This window comes from Pseudomonas sp. PS01303, from assembly GCF_029959385.1.
Classification (GTDB): domain Bacteria; phylum Pseudomonadota; class Gammaproteobacteria; order Pseudomonadales; family Pseudomonadaceae; genus Aquipseudomonas; species Aquipseudomonas rustica.
The window spans coordinates 1-4141 of the sequence record NZ_JASCPK010000257.1; the positions used below are offsets into that span (position 1 = coordinate 1).

General features: G+C 59.6%; 3 protein-coding genes. All 3 read right to left on the minus strand.

Annotated features, from left to right (window positions below; genetic code table 11):
* Window positions 1-83: 83 nt before the first annotated feature.
* The 3 genes from QMX93_RS30000 to QMX93_RS30010 all read right to left on the minus strand — a co-directional run bounded on the left by QMX93_RS30000 (window position 84) and on the right by QMX93_RS30010 (window position 3903).
* Entirely contained in the window at window positions 84-263 is a 180-nt protein-coding gene (locus QMX93_RS30000; protein WP_159815411.1) for a hypothetical protein, read from the minus strand.
* On the minus strand, window positions 260-1390 hold the full coding sequence (locus QMX93_RS30005; protein WP_159815410.1) for a PepSY-associated TM helix domain-containing protein: 1131 nt from the start codon (window positions 1388-1390) through the stop codon (window positions 260-262). The genes QMX93_RS30000 and QMX93_RS30005 overlap by 4 nt, the downstream gene beginning before the upstream one ends.
* Before the next feature lie 74 nt (window positions 1391-1464).
* Complete coding sequence (locus QMX93_RS30010) at window positions 1465-3903, minus strand: TonB-dependent siderophore receptor (protein WP_282359194.1); 2439 nt, start codon at window positions 3901-3903, stop codon at window positions 1465-1467.
* Between the last annotated feature and the right edge of the window lie 238 nt (window positions 3904-4141).

Here is a 4141-nt window from a genome sequence, read left to right on the forward strand (position 1 = left end):
GCTCGCGATAGCGGTAGTTCAGTCAACGGTGATGTTGAATGTGATTGCGCTATCGCGAGCAGGCTCACTCCTACAGTGGTTTCTTAGCTTCGCAGCAGTAATCCTTTTAGGGCCAGGAAGGCCGGCACACCTAGCCCGACCCAGCTCAGCGCATCCCAGATCCCGTCCCCCAGCAACGCCGCAAACAGTCCCGCCGCACTCAGAAGACCAATCACCAACGGCGTGCTGAAGACTTTCCAGAAATTCGACTGACGCGGCTTCATACCGTCGCCTCCGCCGTTTCCAGCACAGGTTTGGCAGCCTTGCGCCGCACCACCCACAGATACACGCCGCTGCCGAGAACGATGATGGTCAGCACATCGAGCGTGGCCCAAAGGATCTTCATCGGCATGCCGCCGTAATCACCAAAGTGCAGCGGTTGCGACATGCCCATCGCGTCCATGTACCACGGTCGTTCCGCGACAGCGGTGACCTTCAGCGTGGTGGCGTCGATCAGCACCGGCGTCAGCAGATGCGAAGTCAGGTGCGTGCCGCCCTTCATGAACACCGAGTAATGGTGTTCGCTGGAGAAGCGTGTGCCGGGGAAGGCGATGAAATCCGGTTTCATGCCCGGCGCAGCTTCGCCGGCAATGTCGAGCAAACGCGTGGCGGGCGCCAGTTGCGTCAGCGGTGGCGCGTCGCGGTAAGGTTCGATTAAAGCGGTCAGGGCCTCGTTGCGCCATGCGGCGATCAGCAGATCGGCGCAGGCACTGATCACGCCAGTCACGCCGACGACCAAGGCCCAGGTCAGCGTCACCACGCCAATCAGGTTATGCAGGTCGAGCCAGCGCAGTCGCGTGGATTTGTCCTGACGCACCGTGCCGAATTTCAGTCGGCGCATGAACGGCAGGTACAGCACCGTCCCCGAAACAATCGCCACGACAAACAATAAACCCATAAACGCCAGCAGCAATTTGCCCGGCAACCCGGCAAACATGTCGACGTGCAGGCGCAGGATAAACAGCATCAAACCGCCGTTGGCCGAAGGGGTTTCCAGTGCTTCACCGGTGCGCGCGTCGAGCATGAAGGTGTGCGAGGAGTTCGGTTCGGTGCCGGCGGTTTTTGCCATGATCGCAAACGCAGCGTTTGGCTCTTCGTCGTCGTAACCGAAGTACTGCATGACCTCGCCCGGCCGATGTTTCTGCGCGGCATCCACCAGTTGTTGCAGGTTGAGTTGCGGCGTGTCGGCCGGCATCTCTCGCAACTCGGGGGCATTGCCCAGCAGATGATCGATTTCATGGCTGAAAATCAACGGCAAACCGGTCAATGCCAGCATCAGCAAAAACACGGTGCAGATCAGGCTGGTCCAGGTGTGGATAAACGACCAGCGACGAATTGTTTTACTTTTCATTTCATGACCTTCAAAAACACCAAAGCCGTCCACGAGGGACGGCCTGGTAACAGGGCCTGTTTCAGCTCAGTTGCTTACCACTTGTAAGTGGCGCTGGCGACGACGCTGCGTTGGTCGCCGTAGTAGCAATAGAAACCGTCGCAGGTGGAAATGTAGTCCTTGTCGAACAGGTTGGTCGCATTCAGTGCCAGCGACGCGCCTTTGAGGCTGTTGTCCAGACGGCCGAGGTCGTAATGCACGCTCGCGTCGAACACGGTATAGGCATCCGCCTTGCCCAGCCAGGTGTTGCCTTTGTCGCCGTAGGTGTTGCCGGTGTAACGCACGCCAGCACCCACGCCGAAACCATCGAGCACGCCGGTGTGCCAGGTGTAGTCAGTCCACAGCGAGGCTTGCTGGTTCGGCATCAGTTGCAGACGGTTGCCCTTGTCGACGCCTTTCTGCACTTCGGACTTGGCCAGGGTGTAGGCGGCGATGACCTTGAGGTTATCGGTCACGTCCGAAACGGCTTCCAGTTCCAGGCCTTTGACTTTCACTTCGCCGGTCTGGCTGGTGATGTTCACGTTGTTGACGATGCTGTTGACCGAAACGTTCTTCTGGGTCAGGTCATACACTGCCGCGCTGAGCAGGGTTTTGCTGCCCGGTGGTTGGTACTTGATGCCCAGTTCCCACTGCTTGCCTTCGGTTGGCTTGAGCGAATCGGTGGCCGTGGCGTCGGCGCCGCTGGTTGGCTGGAAGGATTCGGCGTACGACAGATACGGTACGAAGCCCGAATCGAAGACATAGCTGATCGCTGCGTTGCCGCTGAACGCCTTGTCCCGCTGGGTGTTGGTGGCGTCACCCTTGTTGAAGAACTTGGTGCTGGTGTGCACCCAGTCTTCGCGACCGCCCAAGGTCAGACGCCATTGATCGAGCGCCATCTGGTCCTGTACGTAGAGACCAGTCTGGTAGGTCTTCTGGTCGTAATCATAAAAAGCGCTGGAGCGCGGCGGACGCACGATCGGCTGGCCGTAGATCGGGTTGTTGACGTTGATGTCCGTCGCGCCGCCGAAGATCGACGTGTAATTGTCGTTGCTGCGTTGATGATCGAGACCGAGCAACAGGGTGTGGCGGATATCACCGGTGGCGAAGTCAGCCTGGAAGTTGTTGTCCACGGCAAACTGGCTGATGTCTTCGTCAACGTTGGTGGTGCCGCGACCGACATTACCCTGATCGTCAACGGTGAAACCGGCGAAATTTGTGTTGTAGCTGTTCACGGTGACGGTCTGGAACGAAAGATCCGACTTGGTGTAACGCAGGTTTTGTTTGAACTGCCAGACATCGTTCAGGCGATGTTCGAAGGCATAACCGAGCGCGTAGTAGGTGCGGTCGTAGAAGTCGTAGTCTGGATCACCGAGGTTCTTGTGGTGGGAGATCTTGCCGAACGGCATATCGATCTTGGTGCCTTGAATCGGATAGAACTGGCTGGTGACACCGGTATCGTCGCGGGTGAATTGCGTGAGCAGGGTCAGCTTGGTGTCGTCGTCGATATTCCAGGTCAGGCTCGGCGCGATGTTGTAGCGCTTGTTTTCGATGTGGTCGATCTGCGTGTCGCTGTCGCGCACGACGCCGCTGATGCCGTACAGGAACTGACCGGCCTCATCGATCTTGCCGGTGCTGGCGAAGTTGATCTGGCGATGGTTGTCGCTGCCGTATTGCAGCTGAATTTCGCTGCTGGCTTCGGCACTTGGACGGCGGCTGACCATGTCGAGCAGACCACCCGGCGGGGTCTGGCCGTAAACTGAAGACGCCGGGCCGCGCAGCAGGGCGAGGCGGTCGAGGTTCCAGGTTTCCTGTTTCGGGTTGGCGTAGATGCCACGCGGCAGCGGCAGGCCGTCGAGGAATTGGGTCGGTTCGAAACCGCGTACACGCAACCAGTCAGCGCGGGTGTCGCTGCCATAACTGCTGGCGGTGATGCCCGGCATGTAGCGCACGGCGTCATCGAGGCTGTGCACGCTACGGTCGTCCATTTGCTGACGGGTCGCCACCGAGATCGAGCGCGGTGCTTCAACCAGCGCGGTGTCGGTCTTGGTGCCGGCGGCGGTGCGGGTGGCGGTGTAGCCTTCGACCGGGCTCCACGCGGTTTCCAGATTCTCCACGCCGATGATCGCGGTTTCCGGCAGGGCCATCACACCTTCAGGCACGGCAACCAGGCTGTAGGTGCCGGAAGTACTTTGTTCCAGTTGCAGACCGGTGCCGCTCAAGGCTGCACGCAGCGCGCCGGCCGCGTCGTACTGGCCTTTGACCGGTGCCGAGGTCTTGCCCGCTGCCAGCGACGGGTTCAGCGACAGCGCGAGGCCGCCCTGGCTGGCGATCTGGTTCAGGGTGGTCGACAGAGGCGCCGCCGGCAGGTTGTAAGCGCGAACGCTGGACGCTTGTTCAGCGGCGAGCAACGGGCTGCTGATCAGCGGGGTGCTGAGGGCAATGGCGACGGCCAGCAGACTGGGGCGCAACAAGGTGTCTAGCGAACGGGACATACGGCGGCTCCTGAATGGAAATATTTCTCAATTGCCTGCTTGCCGGATGAAAATCAAAAAGTGATAGGGCTGGATGAAAATAATTTCGATTTGCGGGAAATAGCGTTGTGGCGGATGACGCCATCGCGAGCAGGCTCACTCCTACAGGGGAACGCATTTCAACTGTAGGAGTGAGCCTGCTCGCGATAGCCATAGCTCGGGCACCACATCACTGAGGCTTGGAATCAGCCTTCGCGAC